This is a genomic window from Paenibacillus sp. RC21 (assembly GCF_044907935.1).
Lineage (GTDB): Bacteria > Bacillota > Bacilli > Paenibacillales > Paenibacillaceae > Paenibacillus > Paenibacillus terrae_A.
In genome coordinates, this window is sequence record NZ_JBIYCS010000011.1 from 84,617 (window position 1) to 105,600 (window position 20,984).

The 20,984-nt window shown below is 45.3% G+C and carries 22 protein-coding genes; 21 read left to right on the forward strand and 1 reads right to left on the reverse strand.

Annotation, left to right across the window (positions count from 1 at the left end; genetic code table 11):
• Nucleotides 1–131 precede the first annotated feature (131 nt).
• The 14 genes from icd to ABIA61_RS24495 all read left to right on the forward strand — a co-directional run bounded on the left by icd (nt 132) and on the right by ABIA61_RS24495 (nt 15,726).
• Entirely contained in the window at nt 132–1,427 is a 1,296-nt protein-coding gene (gene icd, locus ABIA61_RS24430) for an NADP-dependent isocitrate dehydrogenase (RefSeq protein WP_404581373.1), read from the forward strand.
• Nucleotides 1,428–1,442: 15 nt separating this feature from the next.
• Nucleotides 1,443–2,384, forward strand: a complete 942-nt coding sequence (mdh, locus tag ABIA61_RS24435) for a malate dehydrogenase (protein WP_044648769.1) — start codon at nt 1,443–1,445, stop codon at nt 2,382–2,384.
• A 457-nt stretch (nt 2,385–2,841) separates the two neighbouring features.
• Nucleotides 2,842–3,258 (forward strand): hypothetical protein, encoded by a 417-nt coding sequence (locus ABIA61_RS24440; RefSeq protein ID WP_404520686.1) that lies wholly within the window; start codon nt 2,842–2,844, stop codon nt 3,256–3,258.
• A 215-nt stretch (nt 3,259–3,473) separates the two neighbouring features.
• Nucleotides 3,474–4,343: an SDR family oxidoreductase gene (locus tag ABIA61_RS24445; protein ID WP_283655364.1), complete on the forward strand. Its 870-nt coding sequence runs from the start codon at nt 3,474–3,476 to the stop codon at nt 4,341–4,343.
• A 144-nt stretch (nt 4,344–4,487) separates the two neighbouring features.
• The gene (gene pnpS, locus ABIA61_RS24450) at nt 4,488–6,290 is read left to right on the forward strand and encodes a two-component system histidine kinase PnpS (RefSeq protein ID WP_404581375.1); all 1,803 of its coding nucleotides are present in this window, start codon (nt 4,488–4,490) and stop codon (nt 6,288–6,290) included.
• 128 nt (nt 6,291–6,418) lie between these two features.
• Nucleotides 6,419–7,150, forward strand: a complete 732-nt coding sequence (locus ABIA61_RS24455; protein WP_404581376.1) for a response regulator transcription factor — start codon at nt 6,419–6,421, stop codon at nt 7,148–7,150.
• Nucleotides 7,151–7,310: 160 nt separating this feature from the next.
• Complete coding sequence (locus ABIA61_RS24460; RefSeq protein ID WP_283655366.1) at nt 7,311–8,435, forward strand: methyl-accepting chemotaxis protein; 1,125 nt, start codon at nt 7,311–7,313, stop codon at nt 8,433–8,435.
• Nucleotides 8,436–8,562: 127 nt separating this feature from the next.
• Complete coding sequence (gene pstB, locus ABIA61_RS24465) at nt 8,563–9,321, forward strand: phosphate ABC transporter ATP-binding protein PstB (RefSeq protein WP_283655367.1); 759 nt, start codon at nt 8,563–8,565, stop codon at nt 9,319–9,321.
• Between the two features lie 39 nt (nt 9,322–9,360).
• Nucleotides 9,361–10,020: a phosphate signaling complex protein PhoU gene (gene phoU, locus ABIA61_RS24470; protein ID WP_283655368.1), complete on the forward strand. Its 660-nt coding sequence runs from the start codon at nt 9,361–9,363 to the stop codon at nt 10,018–10,020.
• 176 nt (nt 10,021–10,196) lie between these two features.
• Nucleotides 10,197–12,851: a DNA polymerase I gene (polA, locus tag ABIA61_RS24475; protein WP_283655369.1), complete on the forward strand. Its 2,655-nt coding sequence runs from the start codon at nt 10,197–10,199 to the stop codon at nt 12,849–12,851.
• 71 nt (nt 12,852–12,922) lie between these two features.
• Nucleotides 12,923–13,753, forward strand: coding sequence for a DNA-formamidopyrimidine glycosylase (gene mutM / locus ABIA61_RS24480; RefSeq protein ID WP_283655370.1), 831 nt, complete (start codon nt 12,923–12,925; stop codon nt 13,751–13,753).
• 112 nt (nt 13,754–13,865) lie between these two features.
• Nucleotides 13,866–14,558, forward strand: a complete 693-nt coding sequence (gene ytaF / locus ABIA61_RS24485; RefSeq protein ID WP_283655371.1) for a sporulation membrane protein YtaF — start codon at nt 13,866–13,868, stop codon at nt 14,556–14,558.
• Between the two features lie 11 nt (nt 14,559–14,569).
• Nucleotides 14,570–15,166 carry a dephospho-CoA kinase gene (gene coaE, locus ABIA61_RS24490; protein WP_283655372.1) on the forward strand — a complete coding sequence of 199 codons (597 nt, stop codon included), beginning with the start codon at nt 14,570–14,572 and terminating at the stop codon, nt 15,164–15,166.
• On the forward strand, nt 15,163–15,726 hold the full coding sequence (locus ABIA61_RS24495; protein ID WP_044647073.1) for a lytic transglycosylase domain-containing protein: 564 nt from the start codon (nt 15,163–15,165) through the stop codon (nt 15,724–15,726). The genes coaE and ABIA61_RS24495 overlap by 4 nt, the downstream gene beginning before the upstream one ends.
• Nucleotides 15,727–15,862: 136 nt before the next feature.
• On the opposite strand, the gene ABIA61_RS24500 is transcribed toward ABIA61_RS24495, so the two are convergent.
• Complete coding sequence (locus ABIA61_RS24500; RefSeq protein ID WP_137062459.1) at nt 15,863–16,087, reverse strand: alpha/beta-type small acid-soluble spore protein; 225 nt, start codon at nt 16,085–16,087, stop codon at nt 15,863–15,865.
• 105 nt (nt 16,088–16,192) lie between these two features.
• On the opposite strand from ABIA61_RS24500, the gene nrdR reads away from it, so the two are divergent.
• From nrdR to ABIA61_RS24535, 7 genes are all read left to right on the forward strand, one after another.
• Nucleotides 16,193–16,660, forward strand: a complete 468-nt coding sequence (gene nrdR / locus ABIA61_RS24505; RefSeq protein ID WP_013309614.1) for a transcriptional regulator NrdR — start codon at nt 16,193–16,195, stop codon at nt 16,658–16,660.
• Between the two features lie 328 nt (nt 16,661–16,988).
• Nucleotides 16,989–17,168: a hypothetical protein gene (locus ABIA61_RS24510; RefSeq protein ID WP_404581377.1), complete on the forward strand. Its 180-nt coding sequence runs from the start codon at nt 16,989–16,991 to the stop codon at nt 17,166–17,168.
• Between the two features lie 161 nt (nt 17,169–17,329).
• Complete coding sequence (locus ABIA61_RS24515) at nt 17,330–17,641, forward strand: hypothetical protein (RefSeq protein ID WP_404559636.1); 312 nt, start codon at nt 17,330–17,332, stop codon at nt 17,639–17,641.
• A gap of 489 nt (nt 17,642–18,130) precedes the next feature.
• A complete protein-coding gene (locus tag ABIA61_RS24520; RefSeq protein WP_283655375.1) occupies nt 18,131–18,601 on the forward strand; it encodes a hypothetical protein in 471 nt (156 codons plus the stop codon).
• A 124-nt stretch (nt 18,602–18,725) separates the two neighbouring features.
• A complete protein-coding gene (locus ABIA61_RS24525) occupies nt 18,726–19,067 on the forward strand; it encodes a hypothetical protein (RefSeq protein WP_283657780.1) in 342 nt (113 codons plus the stop codon).
• A gap of 852 nt (nt 19,068–19,919) precedes the next feature.
• A complete protein-coding gene (locus ABIA61_RS24530; RefSeq protein WP_283655377.1) occupies nt 19,920–20,486 on the forward strand; it encodes a hypothetical protein in 567 nt (188 codons plus the stop codon).
• A 23-nt stretch (nt 20,487–20,509) separates the two neighbouring features.
• Nucleotides 20,510–20,842 carry a hypothetical protein gene (locus ABIA61_RS24535; protein ID WP_283655378.1) on the forward strand — a complete coding sequence of 111 codons (333 nt, stop codon included), beginning with the start codon at nt 20,510–20,512 and terminating at the stop codon, nt 20,840–20,842.
• Nucleotides 20,843–20,984 lie beyond the last annotated feature (142 nt).

Genomic DNA, 20,984 nt, shown 5'->3' on the forward strand with positions numbered 1-20,984 from the left:
GAGGCTGTATACCCTGAATTAAAAAAATAAGGTACAATAGAAGGGACGGCGAGAGATGCGTGTTTTTGTCTATGATGAAGATCACGTCTTTCGCCCTGTACCCATTCATATCTGAGGAGGAAAAGGAACTTATGGCGAAATTTGAAAAGTTTGAGCTCCCAACTGAAGGCGAAAAAATTACGATTGAGAACGGTCAACTACAGGTTCCGAATCATCCGGTTATTCCGTTTATCGAAGGCGACGGCACAGGCCGCGACATCTGGAAAGCATCCAAGCGCGTACTGGACGCAGCTGTAGATAAAGCATATAACGGTTCCAAAAAGATTGCCTGGTATGAAGTATTCGCTGGTGAGAAAGCTTTCAATACATACGGCGAGTGGTTGCCTAACGATACTTTGGAAGCCATCCGTGAGTATATTGTAGCCATCAAAGGGCCGCTTACGACACCGATTGGCGGCGGCATTCGCTCTTTGAACGTGGCATTGCGTCAAGAGCTGGATCTGTACGTATGTCTGCGTCCTGTTCGTTACTTTAACGGTGTTCCGTCTCCGGTGAAGCGTCCTGAATTGGTAGACATGGTTATTTTCCGTGAGAATACCGAGGATATTTATGCTGGTATTGAGTATGCCGAAGGCTCCGAGGACGTGAAAAAAGTCATTCAGTTCCTCCAACAAGAGCTGGGTGTGAACAAAATTCGTTTCCCAGAAACGTCAGGTATCGGGATCAAGCCGGTTTCCTCCGATGGTTCAAAACGTCTGGTACGTGCAGCCATTCAGTATGCTGTTGACCACGGACGCAAGAGCGTAACGCTCGTACACAAAGGCAACATTATGAAATTTACCGAAGGTGCCTTCAAAAACTGGGGTTATGAAGTGGCTGAGGAAGAATTTGCAGATAAAGTATTCACTTGGGCTCAATATGATGCTATCAAGGAAAAAGATGGTGAAGATGCGGCAAATGCAGCTCAAAAAGCAGCTGAAGATGCAGGAAAAATTATCATCAAGGATGCGATCGCTGACATTGCACTGCAACAAGTGCTGACTCGTCCTTCCGAATTTGATGTTATTGCTACACTGAACCTGAACGGAGACTATCTGTCCGATGCGCTGGCTGCTCAAGTCGGTGGAATTGGTATCGCACCAGGTGCGAACATTAACTATGTAACTGGGCATGCTATCTTTGAAGCTACACACGGCACAGCGCCAAAATATGCTGATAAAGATGTCGTAAACCCTGGTTCCGTTATTTTGTCCGGCGTGATGCTGCTTGAGCATTTGGGCTGGCACGAAGCGGCAAACCTGATTTACAAAGGACTGGAAACGTCCATTAATAAGAAAATCGTAACTTATGACTTTGCCCGTCTGATGGAAGGCGCTACACAAGTGAAATGCTCCGAGTTCGCAGATACCATTATTAGTAACCTGTAGAGAGGGGAATGCCACGTGACCATTCAACGCAAAAAAATATCCATTGTTGGCGCCGGTTTTACCGGTGCCACTACCGCATTGCTGCTGGCCCAAAAAGAGCTGGGTGATATCGTTCTGATCGATATTCCGCAACTTGAGAATCCGACCAAAGGCAAAGCGCTTGATATTTTAGAGGCCAGTCCGGTCCAGGGATTTGACAGCCAGGTCACAGGCACTTCCAATTATGAGGATGCAGCCAACTCGGATATCGTTATTATTACAGCGGGGATTGCGCGAAAACCAGGCATGAGCCGTGACGATTTGGTAAATACGAACGCAGGGATTGTAAAATCCGTATGTGAAAACGTGAAGAAGTACGCGCCAGATTCTATCGTCATTATTCTGAGTAATCCGGTCGATGCCATGACCTATACCGCATACCAGACGCTTGGTTTCCCGAAAAATCGGGTCATCGGCCAATCTGGTGTGCTGGATACAGCTCGGTATTGTACCTTTATTGCACAGGAACTGAACGTATCCGTCGAAGACGTGCGTGGCTTCGTATTGGGTGGTCACGGTGATGATATGGTGCCGCTGGTACGCTATTCCAGCGTTGGTGGTATCCCTATCGAAACCCTGATTTCGAAGGAACGTATCGAAGCGATCGTACAGCGGACGCGTGTCGGTGGCGGGGAGATAGTTAACCTGCTGGGCAACGGTAGCGCATACTATGCCCCGGCAGCCTCGCTTACGCAGATGACAGAAGCGATTGTAAAAGACAAAAAACGTATTATCCCGGTCATTGCCTATCTGGAGGGAGAGTACGGCTATCAGGACTTGTTCCTCGGCGTACCGACACTTCTTGGTGGTAATGGTATCGAAAAGGTGTTCGAGCTGGAATTGACCGACGAGGAAAAAGTAGCGCTTGATCAATCCGCCGAATCGGTTCGTAATGTAATTAAAATAGTGACCGTATAGGTTCGATTTTCTACTAAAACGGTATACTTTTATTTGAAGAGGTGTCCCAAAGCCATAGTCATGGCCGACGGACACCTCTTTAAATAGAATATAAGTAATCTATTTGTTTTCTTCCTTTTCCTTTAATGTTGAAAATTTCAGCTTGGATTTGCTGGCACTGGCGGAGCGGACGGAACGATTGCGGACAAGCGTAAGCGCTCGCCTTTGTCTCCGGATTTATACCATATCAAATATATTCAATAAAATCCGGAGACAACAGTGATGGTAGCAACGTTCCGTTCGCGGAGCCTCTCCAGCACCCACTCAAGCTGAAACTTTTCTCACCGTCCTCCTTTGCTTTGTCCTGCTTCCCCGGTATAATAGATTTCGTATGCATTGATAGTGTACATAGAAAAGCATGTCCCAAAACACTGAAATGATGACAGTCAGGTAAACAAAGAAATGGAGGTTGTAAACTATGTTTTTTATTCACATGATCGGATCGCTGGCGCTGGGTTTTTATATATTGCTCCCCTTTGTAGTTGGCAAAATCGACAAGCTGGCCCCCGCCGTGCAGGAAGGGACGATATCGGCTGTTCAGCTATTGAACCGTTTGGCTCAATTTGCAATGATCATTTTGCTCGTTAGCGGCATCTATATGATTTTTGCTTGGGGTCCATATTCCGTCGCATGGATCGTCGTCGTTTTGCTGCTGTTTCTGGGTATCTCCGGCATCGCAGGTGCTATGGGCAAGCCGTTACGTTTATCGCTGGAAGCGATTCGTAACCAACAGCCCATTACGCAATACGCTGGAAAAATGCGCATGTTCAGTACATTGCTTGCGGTATTTCTGATTCTCATCACGTTTTTAATGGTATACAGCCATATTATTTAATTAAGTATTTTGCGAGTGGCTGTAATCGAATGATGTCAAATGCTAAATTGAAAAAAGCGGTTTGTGCTGAATAAGCACAAGCCGTTTTTTTGTGCGTCCAACGAACTTCATACTCCTTTTTCGTTTAACGTACAAGCTCGTGTGGTAAATCAGGAGTAGAGTGGATACAAATGTTGCATCCTATAAGATATCTAATCTTGAAAGGAGAATGCACGATGGCCAAAAGCAATCAGACCCAACAAACCTTGCCTCCGCAGCACCAAGAACAGCAACCGGGGATCGAGTCCAAAATGTCGCCTGCACCTCAGTTTGAGAAGTCAACCTATAAGGCGGCTGGCAAGCTAACAGGCAAAGTCGCACTCATTAGCGGTGGAGATAGTGGAATTGGACGCGCTGTAGCTGTTACGTACGCCAAGGAAGGTGCTGACGTAGCTATCGTCTATCTGAACGAGCATAAGGATGCAGAAGAGACGAAGCGTCAGGTAGAGCAGGAGGACCGCAAATGCGTGCTGATCCCCGGCGATATCGGAGATGACCAATTTGCCAAAAAAGCGGTTCAGCAGACGGTTAACGAGCTGGGCAAGCTGGACATTGTCGTGAACAATGCCGCAGAGCAGCATCCACAGCAAAAGCTGGAGGATATCACGAAAGAGCAGCTGGAGCGTACATTCCGCACGAACATTTTCGGCATGTTCTTCCTGACGCAAGCGGCATTGCCGCATTTGAAGAAAGGCAGCGCAATTGTTAACACCACGTCGATTACGGCCTATGCCGGGAACAAGACACTCATTGATTATTCATCCACCAAAGGGGCGATTACTTCATTCACCCGTTCTCTTTCGCTCAATTTGGTCGATCAAGGCATTCGGGTAAACGCTGTCGCGCCGGGGCCGGTCTGGACACCGCTAATCCCTTCGACCTTTGATGCCAAGACCGTCAGTGAGTTCGGAGGCGCGCAGCCGATGAAGCGTCCCGGTCAGCCGGAGGAATTGGCACCAGCCTATGTGTACCTTGCCTCGGATGATTCATCTTATGTCAGCGGACAGGTCATCCATATCAACGGCGGCGAAGTCGTCAACGGATAAGAGAGAGGTTGGGGCAGCGTGTGCCCTGACCTTTTTTCCTGTTTAACAGTGGAACAAAAAGCAGGTAGCCTGTAGAATGGGACTTAACTTACAAAGCTGTTATGATCATAAAAATTTCTACTCAACTAAAGGATGGGCATATTTATGAAGTCGTTTCGTTTCAGGCTTACCTTGATTATGCTGATTCTGATCGGCGTATCTGTCCTGGCTGCCGGAATCACCATGGGACAAATTTTTAAAAACTCGAACATGAAGGTGCTTGAGGAAAATATGGGGCGTGAGATCGACCTGCTTCGGGCTACATTTCCTTTTGTCAACGCAGATGCTCTTTCCAGTACCGATTACGTCTCCTACTATTCGGAAAAGGCAAAGGAAATTGCACGTCTGACGGACTCACGGGTGACCTTCATTCGCAAGGATGGAACGGTGGTTGGTGATTCACTAAGTGATCCGCGCAAGATGGAGAACCATGCATCACGTGAAGAAATCCAAGAAGCCGCGTCCGAAGGAATCGGACGAACGATACGCTACAGTGAAACTTTGCAGCGAAATATGCTGTACGTGGCAGAGCCTGTCGTATCCGACAAGGGGTTCGACGGATATATCCGTTTGTCCATGAATCTGAAAGCAGTAGAGGAAGGTGTGCAGCGCGGCTGGACGGCAATTGGCATTGGTCTGGTCTTGTTGTTCCTTGCCGCTGGATTGGTCAGTTACCGTATCGCGCGTGGCCTAACCTCGCCTATTGAGCATATTACAAGCGTAGCCAATCGTATTTCCGGGCTGGATTATGACGCAAGAGTTGGCATACAGCGCCGGGATGAGGTAGGGCAGTTGGGGGAAGCCATTAACCGTATGGCGGACAGCCTGCAAAACCAAATGAAGACGATACGTGATAATGAGGATTTGCTTCAGAGCGTCATGAGCAATATGACCGGAGGGATTCTCATGATTGATGCCGGGGAGCGGATTGCGCTTGTGAACCGTGAGTCTGAGCGGATGCTCGGTGTCACTAGCAAACGGGTGACGGACAAGCCGTATCATGAGCTGAAAAAGCACTACGAGCTGACGAAGCTGATTGAGGGTAGTATACAAAGCCGCGAAAGACTGCACGGTGAGGTTCATCTGTATAATCCCGAGGAACGGCTGATTTTGCTCGATGGTGTGCCGATGTATGAGGATGAAGGCAGATATCGCGGCATGCTGTTCCTTTTGCAGGATATTACAGCTATTCGGCGGCTGGAAAATATGCGGAGTGAATTTGTGGCGAATGTTTCCCATGAGCTAAAAACGCCGATTGCCGCAGTCAAGGGCTTTGCTGAAACGTTGCTCGGCGGCGGAGTTAAGGATGAGGAAACATCCCGTTCCTTTTTGCAAATTATTTATGATGAAAGCGAACGGCTAAATCGGCTGATCGGCGACATTCTGGAGCTGTCCAAAATTGAATCCAAGCGTTCTCCGCTGGATTGCTCTCCGGTTCATGTATCCTCGTTTATAGAATCATTGCTGGAAAAATTGAATAATGTAGCTGCGAAAAAAAGAATTACACTGCATATGGACGTCCCGGATGAACTGTTTATGGAGGCGGATGAAGATAAGCTCCAGCAGATTTTTGTAAACCTTCTGTCTAATGGCATTAACTACACACTCGACGGTGGCAAGGTGAAAATCAAGGTTGTAACTGTACAGCGGGAGAATGATACGGAGAAGGTCGTATTTACGGTTAGCGATACGGGCATCGGGATTCCAAAGAAGGACCTGCCGCGCATCTTTGAGCGCTTTTACCGGGTAGACAAAGGTCGTTCGCGCAACTCGGGTGGAACAGGCCTGGGATTGTCCATCGTCAAGCATTTGGTGGACCTGCATCATGGGGTGCTTTCCGTAGAAAGTGAGCTTGGTTTGGGCACCACATTTACAATCGAATTGCCGTTGTTGCAACAGGAAGAATGAACTAGATCGGTTTTTACATTCTGTTAACAATGCCGTGATAAAATATACGGGTGTCGCATGAGTATGGAAAAGATTTTGGAATTTTGACCAATGCGCCTTTAAAAGGTAAACAGGAGATGAATTTATTTATGGGACAACGCTTGCTGGTTATTGAGGATGAACCAACGCTTGCCAGATTGCTATCCTACAATTTGATACAAGAGGGTTTTGAAGTAGATACGGAGGATCACGGCAGTGCAGGGTTTGAAAAAGCCTCCAGAGAGTCCTACGATTTGATCCTGCTGGATTTGATGCTGCCCGGTATGAACGGACTGGATATTTTGAGCAGACTACGCCATCAGGGACTGACAACACCCATCATTATTTTAACGGCCAAAAACGGCGAAGCCGAGGTTGTCCAAGGATTGAAATCAGGAGCAGATGATTATATTACGAAGCCTTTCGGTGTTTCCGAGCTGCTGGCCCGCGTAACGGCGGTACTGCGTCGTACTTCCGGGGGGGATGAAGGCGTGCTGTCCGATCAGAAAGACGGCTCCAAAATTCAATTAGGCGAGCTGGAGATTTATCCTGAAAAATATGAAGTGATTCTCGGAGGACAATCCATCAGCTTAAGGCCCAAGGAATTTGAGGTGCTCCTCTACTTGTCCCGTAAGCCGGGCGTGGTATTGACTCGCGACGATCTGATGAACGCGGTTTGGGGCTTCGACTACATTGGCGGTCAACGGACGGTGGATGTGCATGTTAGCTCATTGCGCAAGAAGCTGGAGCTGGATCCCGATTCGGTTCATATTGATTCGATTCGCGGAGTCGGATACAAACTGGTTGTTAATAAAAAAAGAAGCGATTCTCATTTGCTATAAATGAGGAGCGTTTTTCTTTATGTTCGATTTTGTATGCGACGATTTTTGTGTCCATTTCGTGATTTACATTTCGTTAACATAAACAAACGTTACAATCAACAAATGACCGATATGATGTTCCCGTCACTTCAAGTAGTCAAAAAAAGGGGACTTCAGAACGATGATAACGGAACCAAAGACCCAGCCGAGTTCCACTGCCGTGATTGAACGTGAATCTAACAAGCCAATTACTACCTACGTGCCTTGCCGGGAGGTTCCGATCATTGGTACGGATATGTCTTGTAAAGAGCTATTAGCACTTATGAAAACGCAGGAAGACATTCCTTGCGTCATTGTCATTGATAAAAATGGCCTTCCGTTGGGCATTATTATGAGAGATGCGTATAACCGCCATTTTACGGGCAGGTTTGCTGCGGCTCTGTTTTATGACAAGCCTGCGGCCATATTTGCCGACCCCGATACATTAATTGTGGATCTGGAAAGCCTGGCATCGGACATTGTAGAGCAGGCGATGCTGCGCGAAGATCAACGATTTTACGATTGCCTGCTGATTAAGGAAGGTACGCGGTTGCTTGGCGTACTGACCATTCGTGATATTTTGTCCGTCGTTCAGCGAATGCAGAGAGAGGCGGACGAGCATCGGGGTAACGTGGTTCGGCATAGCTATGATGGTGTCCATCGGATTCAGACAACTGTGCTGGATGCCGCTAAAGAGGCTGGTGACAGTGTGCGTCTAACTCGTTCGATGAGTGAATTATCCCGCCGTGGCAAAATGGAACTGGAAGATGTTCTGCTCTCCTATCGGGCAGTCACAGAGCAAATGAAGCGTCAGCATGAGCAGATTACAGCGCTAACTCAATTGCTGAATGACATTGCAGGCATGGCTTCCTCCATCCGCGGACTCGCGGATCAAAGTGGACTGCTGGCGATCAACGCATCGATAGAAGCAGCACATGCTGGAGAACATGGGCGTGGCTTCCAGATCGTATCTCAGGAGGTGCGGAATATGTCACTCCAAACGAAAGCCTTTTCCGCACAGATTACAAGCTTGCTTACGGATATTGAACAAATGCTGCGTGATACTGCCGATCTGACGGATACGAGCATGCAGCAGATTAATACCGGCTCACGGTATATATCCGCTGGAACCCAAACGTTTACCCAACTGTTGCAGGCCGTTGCTGAAATTGAGACCAAAAACAACGATGTGTCTCGTTCCGCAGAGGAAGCGGCTTTGAATGCAGCCGGGATTGCACAGGAGCTGGAGCTTATGCTGAATCCCTGATCATTTTACATACCGTTAACAAATACACCACACTGAATTTACACACAGCTTATATAATCTTCATATTGTGCAAATCAGGTGCAATGCTTGAGGACCATAACTGCAACACGAAGGAGATCATAAATCAATGAATGATTCCGTTATTCGGATTGATAAGCTGAACTTATATTATGAGAATTTTCACGCGCTGAAACATATAAACCTGGATATTCCTGAAAAAACGGTAACAGCCTTCATCGGACCGTCCGGCTGCGGTAAATCTACTTTGCTGCGTACGCTGAATCGGATGAATGATATGATACCGGGAACGCGTATTGAAGGTACGGTGAGTATCGCAGGTCAGGATATATATGGCGATACGATGGAAGTAGAAGCTCTGCGCAAGCAGGTGGGGATGGTTTTTCAACAGCCTAATCCGTTTCCTAAATCTATTTATGATAACGTGGCATACGGTCCGCGTCTGCATGGAATCCGGCAAAAGGACAAGCTGGACGAACTTGTTGAGCAAAGCTTGCGGCAGGCGGCACTCTGGGAAGAGGTTAAGGACTTTCTCAAGCGTTCAGCCCTGAGCTTGTCCGGCGGACAGCAGCAGCGGCTGTGTATTGCTAGGGCGCTTGCTGTGCAGCCAGATATTTTGCTTATGGATGAGGCAACGTCAGCGCTGGACCCGATCTCCACGATGAAGATTGAAGAACTGGTTCAAGAACTGCGTGACAGATATACGATCGTCATGGTGACGCATAACATGCATCAGGCGGCTCGTGTGTCCGGCCGTACTGCGTTTTTCTTGAACGGTGTCGTGGTAGAGGCGGCGGATACAGAGACGATGTTTTCTACGCCGCAGGATTCCCGTACGGAAGATTATATTTCCGGCCGATTCGGCTAAAGCCAACCAGATAGTAATGCCAGGAGGGGTGACTTCGAAATGATACGCAGAAAAGGTTTTGATGAAGGATTAGATGAGCTGAGAGCCGTACTGCGCGAAATGGGTGCACATGTATCGAAGGCACTCGATCAGGCCATTGAATGTTTGCAGACCAAAAATACAGAATTGGCCCAGCAGGTGGTCAAAAATGATGCATCTCTCAATGCACTGGAAGAGAACATTCTCGATATGGGCTCGAAGCTCATTATTACCCAGCAGCCGGTAGCCAAGGATTTACGCCGGATCATTGTTGCTTTTAAAATTTCCAGTGATCTGGAAAGGATGGGGGATTTGGCACTCGATATTGCCAAGGTCACGCTGCGTCTGGAAGGGCAGCAGGTCATCAAGCCGCTGGTGGATATTCCGCAGATGGCTGCGATCGTCAAAGAAATGATTGACGACGCAATTACATCCTATCTGGATGAAAATACAGATTTGGCTTATAAAATGGCCAAAGAGGATGATCGTGTAGATTCCATGTATAGCCATATGATCAGCAATCTGTATGTGTTTATGGTAGAAAAGCCTGAGGAAGCTCCACAAGGCATGCTGCAACTGCTCGTCGGACGATATATTGAACGGATTGGTGACCATGCGACGAATATCGGTGAAAGCACTGTATATCTCGTGACAGGGGAGCGACCAGATTTGAACCAGTAGGGCTTTTTAGGTATATAGCGGTTGTTTCTGACCCAGACTTGTCTTTGTGCAAAAGGCGAATCTGGCTAGGAAGCAGCCGTTTTTTTCTGAAAAAGGAGCCTTTATGTTAAGATAGGAAAAGGAATGCGTAAAGCGAAAGAACCTTTCGATGCATTGATGAACTTGCGAGGTGCTAAATGGATAAACTCATGCTTATAGATGGCAACAGTATCATTTACCGGGCGTTTTTCGCTATGCCTCCGTTAACAAATTCGAGCGGACAGCAGACGAACGCGGTGTACGGATTTACAACGATGTTGCTGCGGCTTTTGGAGGAGCACAAGCCGACACATATACTGGTTGCCTTTGATGCCGGAAAAATAACGTTCCGCCATAAAGGATACGAGGATTACAAGGGTGGACGCGAGAAAACGCCGCCTGAGCTGTCCCAACAATTCCCGCTGCTGAAAGAGCTGTTGACTGCCTTCGGCATTGCCCAGTTTGAGCTGGATGGCTATGAGGCGGACGATATCATTGGAACCCTGTCTAAAACCGCGGACGAAGCTGGTTTTAACGTGCTGGTGGTTACCGGAGATAAGGATATGCTTCAGTTGGCTTCGGACAACGTCACTGTCGGCTTAACCCGCAAAGGGGTTACCGAGGTGGAGACGTACGGACCTGAGCAGATTCAGGAGCGTTATGGCTTGAAGCCGTTGCAAATCATCGATCTCAAAGGTCTGATGGGCGATACGTCGGACAACATTCCCGGGATTCCGGGTGTGGGGGAAAAGACAGCGCTCAAGCTGCTGCATCAGTATGGATCGGTCGAAGAGGTGCTGGCACATACGGATGAGCTGAAAGGAAAAATGAAAGAGCGCGTCGAAACGCATGCAAATGATGCACGGATGAGCAAGGATTTGGCGACCATCTATCGGGATGTAACGCTGGACAAGCAGCTGGAAGATGTTGTATTCGACGGGCTGCAAGCAGAAACGGCGGGACCTGCTCTGGCGAAGCTGGAGTTCAAGTCCTTGCTGGAGCGGTTATCCTTTTCGGGCGAGGTTGGCAGTGCAGGAATGGGCGTAGAGGAAGCCTCTGCTGACGTGACCGTACTGGACGAACAGCGGATTAGCGAGCTGGTAAATGTACTGGATACTGTGGATCTGCTGCATGTGGAGACCCATGGCGATAATCCGCATCATGCTGAAATTGTGGGGCTGGTATTTGGCGTAGCGGGACGACAGTTTTTTATGACCTTGGATGTACTGCAAACTGATGCAGCCAAGCCTGTCCGCGAATGGCTCGCCGATGCTGGGTGCAAAAAACGGGGGTATGATCTGCACCGTACAGATTTAGCTCTGCATTGGCACGGGATCGAATTTGCCGGGGCAGAGTTCGATGTGCAGTTGGTCGGATATTTGCTGGACCCAACGGATGCGAACCAGTCACTAAGCGGATTGGCAGCCAAATATGGCTTGTCTTCGATTCGTCCGGACGATGAAGTATTCGGCAAAGGCGCTAAATATAAAGTGCCTGATGTGGATGTGCTGTCCGATCATGTGGCGCGCAAGGCGGCGGTGATTGAAGCGCTGGTGCCTGTACAGCAGGCCGAGCTGGAAAAAACGGAAATGCACAAGCTCTTCCATGAGCTGGAGATGCCGTTGTCCCGCATTTTGGCGGATATGGAGAAGCAGGGCATTTTGGTGAATGTGGAAGAACTGCGCGCTTTGGGTAAAGAATTTGAAGCCCAGATTGAAACGCTGGTACGCGAGATTTACAGCATTGCCGGTGTGGAGTTCAATCTGAATTCGCCCAAGCAGCTAGGTGAAATTTTGTTCGATAAGCTGGGCCTTCCTGTTATTAAAAAGACGAAAACCGGGTATTCCACCGATGCCGAGGTACTGGAAAAGCTCGCCCCATATCATGATATTGTGCAAAACATTTTGCAGTACCGTACCATTGCGAAACTCCAATCCACGTATGTGGAAGGATTACTTAAGGAAATTTCGGATAAAACGGGCAAGCTGCATACGTATTTCCGGCAGACGGTTGCAGCAACCGGACGATTGAGCAGTCAATTCCCGAATTTGCAAAATATCCCTATTCGTCTGGAAGAGGGACGTAAAATCCGTAAGGTATTTGTGCCGTCCGAGCCGGGTTGGTCTATTCTCGCAGCGGACTATTCACAGATCGAGCTAAGGGTGCTGGCTGACATTTCGGATGATGAGCGATTGAAAGAAGCCTTTGTCCACGACATGGATATCCATACAAAGACGGCGTCTGATGTGTTCGGCATCCCTGCGGAAGACGTAGATTCTAACATGCGGCGTTCTGCCAAGGCGGTTAACTTCGGGATTGTCTACGGGATCAGTGATTACGGTTTGTCGCAAAACCTGAATATTACACGCAAGGAAGCGGCTCGCTTTATTGACCAATATTTTGACGTGTTCCAGGGCGTTCGTCGTTACATGGATGATATTGTGAAGGATGCAAAGCGGGACGGATACGTAAAAACGCTGCTGGAACGCAGACGTTATTTGCCGGAGATTAACGCCAGCAACTTCAACCTGCGCTCATTCGCGGAGCGTACCGCCATGAACACGCCGATCCAGGGTACCGCAGCCGATATTATCAAGCTGGCGATGGTACAGGTGGACGCGGCTCTTCGCGACCGTAATCTTCGCAGCCGTATGCTGCTTCAAGTACATGATGAGCTTGTTTTCGAAGTTCCGCCGGAGGAATTGGAAACGATGAAAGAGCTTGTCCCGGCTACGATGGAAGCGGCGCTGAAGCTGTCTGTACCGCTCAAAGCGGAAGTTAGCTATGGAAGTAATTGGTACGAAGCGAAATAAGTTATTTCAACGAGTAGATAGTCCCAATTTAACGCTGCTTCCGTTATAATATAGGGTGAGGTGAAGACATCATGCCGGAATTACCGGAAGTAGAAACGATTAAACGAACGTTAAACGAGCTTATCGTCGATAAACATATAGATCATGTGACCGTGAATCTGCCGCGCATTATTCAGCGACCTGATGATATACACGCTTTTGCTATGGAATTGGCTGATCATCGCATTACAGGAGTGGAGAGACGCGGGAAGTTTTTGCGGATTCTGCTGGACGGGCTGGTGCTCGTTTCCCATCTCAGAATGGAAGGACGGTATGGCCTCTATTCGCAAAATGATCCTGTGGAAAAGCATACTCACGTTATCTTTCATTTTACGGATGGTACGGAATTACGTTATCAGGATGTTCGCCAATTCGGCACGATGCATTTATTTGCGGAAGGACAGGATTTGCTGGAAAAGCCGCTGAACAAGCTCGGTTTGGAGCCGATGGACGAGTCCTTTACACCGGAGGCACTTCGTGCCGCTGTGGGGACCCGTTCGACTTCGATCAAGGCTGCGCTGTTAAACCAGTCATATGTCGTGGGCATCGGGAATATTTATGTGGATGAATCATTGTTTAAGGCGGGGATACATCCGGCACAGCCAGCCAAAAGCTTGGATGGCAACCAATTTCGTGTGCTGCATGAAGCTATTATCTCCACATTGAGCGCGTCGATTTTGGTCGGAGGCTCGTCCATCAAATCATTCGTCAACGGACAAGGCCAATCGGGCGACTTCCAGCATCAATTGCAAATCTATGGACGTAGCGTTAAGCCTTGTGTTAACTGTGGTACATTGATCGAAAAATCCGTCGTAGCCGGACGTGGTACCCATCATTGCCCGGTTTGCCAACCTCTTCGTTAAACAGGTACAGTCACCCAAAGCCCATTCCTCTCATATATTGATTCCAAGTACCAATACTGCGAAGGGTTCTGGCTGCTGTAGGGCCCTTCCTTCGCAATGGGAGGGAATTGGAGTGGCTAATCATTGGGGAGCCCTGCTGCTGCTGGCATTTGCGCTAAGTCTTGACAGTTTCGGAGTCGGTGTTACATATGGGCTACGCAAAATGAAAATTCCACTGCTGTCCATTGTCATCATTTCAGTATGCTCAGGTTTGGTCATTGGCATATCCATGCAGCTAGGCGCATTATTGTCCCAGGTTCTGTCTCCTGTATATACGACGGTTTTTGGCGCTGTTATTCTGATCGGGATTGGCTGCCACTCTTTGTATCAGTCCCTGCATCGCAAGGAAGATCTGATTGATGATCCTGATCCTGTGAGCAGAAATGTTCTGGAGGGTGAGAAATCTTTAGAAGTACAAGAGGAACGGACCTTATTTTCTTTGGAATTCCGCAAATGGGGTCTCGTTATTCGGATTCTCCGAAGTCCGTCTGCTGCAGATATGGACCGTTCAGGCAGTATATCCGCTACGGAGGCGATTTGGTTAGGTATCGCCTTATCGGTAGATGCGTTCGGTGCAGGATTGGGAGCAGCTATGCTGGGCTTCCAGCCACTCGCTACCGCGCTGGCTATTGCATTATTCAGCGGGACATTTTTGATTGCAGGTATGAAAGCAGGTTTCTGTCTGTCGGCATTCCGATTTATGAAGGCGCTGGGTGTGTTACCGGCATTATTATTGATTATGATGGGCATATTGAAGCTGTTATGAGGTGAAAGAGCATGAATATCGGATTAACCGGAGGTATTGCTACCGGTAAAAGCACCGTGTCGGCTCTATTGGTCGTCAAGGGTGCGTTGCTGATCGACGCAGATGCTATTGCCCGGGAAGTGATGCTTCCGGGGCACCCGGTGCTGACGGCGGTCATACAGCATTTTGGACAAGCTGTGATGAACAGTGATGGGACTCTGCACCGCAAAAAGCTGAGCGAGATTGTATTTGGAGACCCTGTCCAGAGGCAGGCGCTTAACGATATTACACATCCTGCGATTCGTGAGGAAATGCGTATGCGTATGGAATCTTACGAGCAGGAACATCCGAACAAGCTTGTTTTAGCGGATATCCCGTTACTGTATGAGTCCGGGCTGGAGAGCTTGTACGATGAAATTATGGTGGTATACGTACCACGCGATGTGCAGCTCCGGCGTTTGATGCTCAGAGATGGATTGACCGAGGAACAAGCCGGACTTCGGTTATCCGCGCAAATGGATATTGAACAAAAAAGAAGCCTGGCCGATATCGTCATCGATAATAGTGGAACACAGGCTGAAACAAAACAGCAAATTGATCAATTCTGGCAGCGAAAGGGACTGGCATGAATATTTTGCGCAAAAAAAGAGTCCTGCTGACTTTGTTTGTTGGGTTTGTCTTGATTCTGTTTTTTAATTCAAACTGGATGTCGTGGTTCTATCCGATTCAATATAAGGATGAGATCCGGCAATACTCGCAGACGTATGAAGTGGACCCGTTTTTGGTGGCGTCCATTATCCGTGTTGAGACGAACTTTAAGACCAGCAAGCAGTCACACAAGGGTGCACTGGGACTCATGCAGATCATGCCCGATACGGCGAATTGGATTATGGACAGCGCTCAGATCCAAAAGGTTCCGCTGGATAGCGTCAAGCACGAGCCGGGCACCAACATTGAGCTGGGAACCTGGTATGTGCATAACCTGTCGGTGAAATTTAAGGATAATCCGGTAGCTATCGTTGCGGCTTACAACGCAGGCCCCGGTAAAGTGCAGGAGTGGCTGGATAAGGGGGTATGGGATGGGAAAGAACAATCCATCAAGCAAATCCCTTTTGGCGAGACACGACATTATGTACAGCGGGTTATTTACTACTACAGGCAATACACAAAAATTTATAATCAGTTTTAACGGATGACGAGGCTGCGTGTAAATATGTCATGACAGAATGAGCCTGGTGGCATTAAAATGAAAAAAGCGCAGGACAGGCTGTTTTTAGCAGCCCGTCCATACACTTTTTCTTGTTTCTTCTGCGTTATTACCGCGATTATTGGTATTGACCTGCCAATTGTTGTTCGGCGATCGTTACGAGGCGTTTTGTGATGTAGCCCCCGATCGAACCGTTCTCATAGGAAGTCATGTTACCTTGGTATCCATCTTGAGGAATGCTGATACCCAGCTCTTGAGCGATTTCATATTTCATTTGCTCCAGAGCGCCGGAGGCTTTGCTGACTACCAGGTTGTTGGAGTTGCCATTGTTTCCTTGTGCCATTGTTGTTCACCTCCTCGCGACGTGGTAAACATATTATGAACCGTTTTGACAAAATTATTACGAAAAAGTATAGGGAATTTATTGGAAAAAGGAAGTGGTGAATTTATGAAATGTCCTTACTGTGCCTACAATGGAACAAAGGTACTGGACTCTCGGCCTGCGAATGACAACAAGTCCATCCGCCGCCGCCGCGAATGCGAGCAATGTGCCAGGCGTTTTACCACCTTTGAAATGGTGGAGGAGACTCCACTGATGGTCATTAAAAAGGATGGCAGCCGTGAAGAATTCAGCCGTGATAAAATGCTGCGCGGTCTCATTCGGGCCTGCGAGAAGCGTCCTGTATCTGTCGAGCAACTGGATATGATCGTATCCCAGGTGGAAAACGCTATCCGCAACACAGCCGCTACTGAGGTGGACAGCCAGCAGATCGGCGAACTGGTCATGGAACAGCTCTATCCTGTTGATGAGGTTGCCTACGTGCGCTTTGCGTCCGTATATCGGCAGTTCAAAGATATCAACATGTTTATGAAGGAACTGAAAACACTTTTATCCAAAGATACAGCCAGCGACTAGATCGCTGACTGTATCTTGGTTGATGGTGGAAGGGTAATTATAATTTTTTTATTAAAGTATTGACACAGGGATGAAAATTTTATATGATATAGGAGTCGCTTGAAACGTTTTTAATTACATATAATGGGGCCTTAGCTCAGCTGGGAGTCCACGTACTACAGTTATACTACCATCAAAATTCGTAACTAAGCGTTATAAACAACATTATTAATAATGAATATTAAAGCACCTTCAGGAGTGAATAACTTGAAGGTGCTTTTTGGGTATTTGAAAGAAATTCCAGCTATATGATAAAATAAGTTAACACTGCAAAAGGAGAACAACTATTATGGGTAAACTTGAGGACATGGGTAAAAAGGGCATTTATTATGCATTGGTTATATTGACAATTGTTTTAGTTGTAAAACATCCCGTAGAAAGTACAAATTTTTTCATTGATGGAATGTATAATTCGATTAGATGGATACATACTCAAGGAATGGATTTTTATAATTTTATAATAAACTAAATCATCAAGTCACTGTCACATTTTACAATTGATTAGTCCTTTCCTCTATCTATCATCTTCACAATATAAAACATCAATTTTACCATCCAGTTGCCCCATATTGACGGTGACTGGATTTTTTGTATCCAAATGTCCCAACGTCTAAACGTTTATTACCTGTCGTGTTCTCAATATGGACTTTTTTTGTCCAAATTGGATTGTGCCTTGATATTGACGAGTGGGAAGCGGAGTATCGTCTTATTGCAGAAAACAGCGAACGCAGAGGAGAATCAGAAACCGATCCTGTTAAAAAAGGTCGTCAAGCTGCTTTTTTGAAGGAATATTGGGGAGTAAGAGACGGAAGTGCAGGAAAGAGAAGTTTAGATGGACAAAATGTCCATCTAAAAGATGTGGCAGAAACTATTGGGGAAAATGAAATCAACATTGGACAAAATTTTGCCCGAAGTAATGATGTTGTTTTCCAAAGAAAATAAAGTAATAGACTGAAAAATAAAGTGTTAGACTCGGGAAATAAAGTTGTAGACTGAGAAAATAAAATATTAGACTGGCGGCGCTTCATTAAGCTAACGGGCAGGTTAGTTGAAAATCAATCACGCTGAACCAAACCACAATTAGCGGCAGGTTTTTTGAAGAAAAGCTCGCAGGAGCCTGTATTTACAGCGACAACATCCAGAATTAGGCTGGATGTATTCCTTTCCGAAATTAGGAATGAAATTTTGGAGATCAAGTATTTTTAATGAAAAAGATACATTAGAAGATTGGTTCAAGGAAATGCCTCCTGAAAACCAAGAGGAGAAATTGCGTTTTCAGTTTTTTGAGACGGTGAGCATCTCTTCTTAATTGTTTCTTTGACACATTCGTAAAATTGATTAATTGTAAGGGCGTGGGCAACCACGTCTTTTTTGTTTTCTATTTATAGTATAATAAATGTTATAAGATAGACTAAAGGAGCAGCATTATATATGAACCTAAATCAGCATCACACAATGACCTACACTATGAACAGCGGCATCAAAGGAACAGTCAATCTATCCAATAAGCAAATACAGGACTGGATAGAGTCATATCGTGTAGGCAGTAAGTATGTGACGACAGTAGGCAAGGAACACTTTGGATTGAATCCTGAGCTTGTAGCAGATTTTAAGGTACATAATGAATACTCTGAGCAGAGGGAACATGTAGCAGCAATACAACCTACAGCAGCAAGTAAGGCCAGTGTGCAGTTAGCAGACGCATACAGTCAGCATAAGACACTGATTCAGGTAGAGTGTAAATGTGAAGCTTCGTACATAGAGGAATCAGCATACAAGCGTAGTAAGTGGGGCTGCAAGGAATGTGGTGAAATTGTGTTCTTGGATAGCAAGAAGGGTACGGTTGATACTGTGGAAGGGAAAGCTTGGTATATGACCAATAGGTATTTCGTTGAGAGGTGATGAGGCTTGTTTCATTTTGGATGCTATCGTGAATCTTAATTTTAGAAAATAGACTGCATCGAGAACATGCGTAAAAGGGGATTTGGGTGGTATAATATTCCTACTATAAATAGAGGTGATAATGATGAACAAAGCAACAATGTCCAGTTTAATCGACATGATCACAGATATGGAACAGAAGCAGAAAAAAGTTGAAGATGCTTTAGAAATAACATGGAATGTATACGAATCATACATTTCAGAAATTGAAGCTATTATTTTAGATTCTGTAGGTATGCCAAGGGACAATACAGTTGAAATGTGCAAACTTCACGGTGATCTAGAGGGATTTGGACATGAAGATACTTTCTGTAGAGACATAGCAGGTAATTGGTTCTTTGATTACAGTGAAGGCGATATTACTAAAGACCAGTTGATCAATAACGTTATAAACTGGAAAGAGATCTACAATAGTTATTCTAAGTAGATAAAGTAGTATTATGACATTCTAGACTTGTCCAACGGATGAGTCTTTTTTATATACAGAACCAACTTGATAGAGTGAAAAAACATGAAAATATGTCTTCCACTCCGCTCCTTCCCTTAGTCCTACGATTCGATTGAGCTACGATACAAAATGCAGATAAATAAAGGAAAATTCAATTTTGTATTTCATACAATTAAATTTATAAAAACTTAAATATCCCTTGATCCATCAAGCTTTTTTGAACATTCTTCTCCGATATTCACGATACGCATTATGATGTTGATCAAATTTACCAAAAGTCCTTATTCTATCTATGTTTTAGCTGTTTTTTCGATACGGCACGATACAAACTTTATTTGATACTAATTTCGGTTCGATCACGGCAAAAAGCCATATGAAATAAGTGTTTTATGAATATAAGATCAATTTTTACGATTGAGCTTCGATACGGGGTGTCGATACGAGTTGTCCTCTACAGTGTCTCCAAAGTTGGCGATACTCTCATATGGTTGACACAGCGCCAACCTCCTATCCTCATTACTGATAACATCAAAATATTACTTTAAAACTATGATTACAAATGTATTGAAAAAAGAGTTGATCAATTTGACTTTTGTAGTATTCATACATATAATTTGAATATATTGGTTAGGAAATTTTATCTAATAATATGAAATCAAAACCATATTTAATTAAAAAGAGAGATTTTAGTTACATATAATTAATTAAAACCCATTTTTACCCTACATCTTATATTCATATGCTTGAAATCTTCGTTAGTTACTTTTTTTGTCTGTCAACAACTAGCACAAAAAAAGTTTCTATAAATAATACTATTGGAGGTATTTATTAATGAAAAGACAAATTGCTACTCTTTTAATGTCAACTTCTTTGGTGTTATCTTTAGCTTCCGTAGCCTCTGCTGACAGTCCCTCGATTGACAACACATCCTCTGCTGCTTCATCTGAAGTACAAGTTATTAACTTAGGCACAACAGGCAACGATGCTTATTTACCATCCATACCACAAACAATTACAGATAATTCTAATTCTGTAATTACACCAATGGACACAAATGGACAAAATATCAGTTATAGTTTCAAAAAGCTAAGTGATCAAATATTCTCTTCAAGTCCTTTGCCAGTTCATAGATATGGAAACATATCCCTTACGGTTGTACAGGACTCAGGAATTAGTAGCATACCAGCTGAAGTTAATTACCAATTCCTAACGAAAGACTATAAGAAAAAGTCGTCAGTAATTAAGGTCTATGGAAATGTTAATGGTAAAACTATAACGTTTTCTGATGTTCCTCAAGGTACAGCAAGCAATCCAGTGTATTTGCTAATTGGCAATCACACCGGAACAGATGGAGATGGATATCAAATTAAAATTTCTGGAAATGGTTATACAAATTAATTTAATGGAGGGTGAGGAAAGAAGTGAAGGCTAAATTAAAATTTTTGGGGTTGGCTGCCCTTACTGTTACGTTTGCTGTAGTTATTAGTAATAATGTTTTTGCTAGTGATGATACTTCTGAAGAAATGAAGGGCGTTACAAAAGCAATAGTCCCTGATAGTGTATTAGAAGGACTTAATCATCCTGATAAAATCTATACTAAAGATGGATTATTTATAAAAAAACCGCAATCTCTCCATGATGAAGATAAATTCAATCAAGATGAAGTAGTCTACGACGTTTCAAAGGCTACTGATGAAACTAAAGCAATCATTCAATATGACGCTACTTACATCAAGGAAGAAGACAGTAAATAGATTTGTGTACTAAAGGATTTAAAAGTTAAATTGTATAATTGGAATATCTAGTACCTTGACCAATTCTGATTTAATTTTTAAACTCTCCCTATAAGAAAAAATTGGGAGGGGATCACATGAACAAAAAATACGAGATTCAACT

Bases quoted from the DNA above. Each gene is read 5' to 3' on its own strand.
- nrdR (WP_013309614.1), top strand. From the start codon at position 16,193: ATGAAATGTCCTTACTGTGCCTACAATGGAACAAAGGTACTGGACTCT.
- pnpS (WP_404581375.1), top strand. From the start codon at position 4,488: ATGAAGTCGTTTCGTTTCAGGCTTACCTTGATTATGCTGATTCTGATC.
- ABIA61_RS24500 (WP_137062459.1), bottom strand. From the start codon at position 16,087: ATGGCACAAGGAAACAATGGCAACTCCAACAACCTGGTAGTCAGCAAA.
- ABIA61_RS24520 (WP_283655375.1), top strand. From the start codon at position 18,131: ATGAACCTAAATCAGCATCACACAATGACCTACACTATGAACAGCGGC.
- coaE (WP_283655372.1), top strand. From the start codon at position 14,570: ATGAATATCGGATTAACCGGAGGTATTGCTACCGGTAAAAGCACCGTG.
- mutM (WP_283655370.1), top strand. From the start codon at position 12,923: ATGCCGGAATTACCGGAAGTAGAAACGATTAAACGAACGTTAAACGAG.
- ABIA61_RS24455 (WP_404581376.1), top strand. From the start codon at position 6,419: ATGGGACAACGCTTGCTGGTTATTGAGGATGAACCAACGCTTGCCAGA.
- pstB (WP_283655367.1), top strand. From the start codon at position 8,563: ATGAATGATTCCGTTATTCGGATTGATAAGCTGAACTTATATTATGAG.
- ABIA61_RS24440 (WP_404520686.1), top strand. From the start codon at position 2,842: ATGTTTTTTATTCACATGATCGGATCGCTGGCGCTGGGTTTTTATATA.
- ABIA61_RS24495 (WP_044647073.1), top strand. From the start codon at position 15,163: ATGAATATTTTGCGCAAAAAAAGAGTCCTGCTGACTTTGTTTGTTGGG.
- ABIA61_RS24525 (WP_283657780.1), top strand. From the start codon at position 18,726: ATGAACAAAGCAACAATGTCCAGTTTAATCGACATGATCACAGATATG.
- ABIA61_RS24460 (WP_283655366.1), top strand. From the start codon at position 7,311: ATGATAACGGAACCAAAGACCCAGCCGAGTTCCACTGCCGTGATTGAA.
- ABIA61_RS24445 (WP_283655364.1), top strand. From the start codon at position 3,474: ATGGCCAAAAGCAATCAGACCCAACAAACCTTGCCTCCGCAGCACCAA.
- polA (WP_283655369.1), top strand. From the start codon at position 10,197: ATGGATAAACTCATGCTTATAGATGGCAACAGTATCATTTACCGGGCG.
- icd (WP_404581373.1), top strand. From the start codon at position 132: ATGGCGAAATTTGAAAAGTTTGAGCTCCCAACTGAAGGCGAAAAAATT.
- ABIA61_RS24510 (WP_404581377.1), top strand. From the start codon at position 16,989: ATGGGTAAACTTGAGGACATGGGTAAAAAGGGCATTTATTATGCATTG.
- phoU (WP_283655368.1), top strand. From the start codon at position 9,361: ATGATACGCAGAAAAGGTTTTGATGAAGGATTAGATGAGCTGAGAGCC.
- ABIA61_RS24530 (WP_283655377.1), top strand. From the start codon at position 19,920: ATGAAAAGACAAATTGCTACTCTTTTAATGTCAACTTCTTTGGTGTTA.